This is a genomic window from Ruegeria sp. E1 (genome assembly GCF_056534225.1).
On sequence record NZ_JBQFPE010000052.1, the window covers coordinates 1 to 717 of the forward strand.

Genomic DNA, 717 nt, shown 5'->3' on the forward strand with positions numbered 1-717 from the left:
CCGGTCCCATCCCGAACCCGGAAGTTAAGCACTGCCGCGCCAATGGTACTTGGGCTTAAGCCCCGGGAGAGTAGGTCACCGCCAAACCTAGTAAAAGCCCAATTCTCTCTAATACGATATCAGAATTACCGACCCCGGCCTCAAGTAGCGTAAGCGGTAGGCCAAACCAAAGTGTCGCGGGATGGAGCAGCCCGGTAGCTCGTCAGGCTCATAACCTGAAGGTCGTAGGTTCAAATCCTACTCCCGCAACCACTTGGGTCGAACAGAGTCTAGAACAAGCCGCCCCCGGGCGGCTTTGTTCGTTTTGGGACACACCCAACGCAAGCAAACCCGCCAGTTCACCAATGAGTTCAATTGCATACGTCCCATCTTCCGGGATCAATCGAATCTCCGACAACAGTCTACGAATGATGGATGTTGCTTCAGCTTGCGATGAGGGATCGCGCAACGCCGTGGTCAAATTGGCGACCTGTTCCCTATACACATCGGACAGGCCGGGGTGCAGCAAAACTGGTGGTTCATCAGAGGCGTAGGCGATCAAGGCTGCGAGTTCCGATCTGCGAGCCTCCAACGCTGTCAGCTTATCTTTCATGCTGGGATGGAACATCCCATCACTGATGGCGTCGTGTCCGTCGTCAGGGATTTTGGGACAGATGTCGGCCTGAGCTAAGAGAGGATCTGGCGCATCTGGTTGGATTGATTATGCGGCGGATTTGC

The 717-nt window shown here is 55.0% G+C and carries 1 tRNA gene and 1 rRNA gene; both read left to right on the forward strand.

What is annotated here, in order from left to right:
- Positions 1-87 (forward strand): 5S ribosomal RNA (gene rrf / locus ACR0FG_RS20915); the annotation flags it as partial.
- An 88-nt stretch (positions 88-175) separates the two neighbouring features.
- Positions 176-252, forward strand: a tRNA-Met gene (locus ACR0FG_RS20920).
- The last annotated feature ends 465 nt before the right edge of the window (positions 253-717 follow it).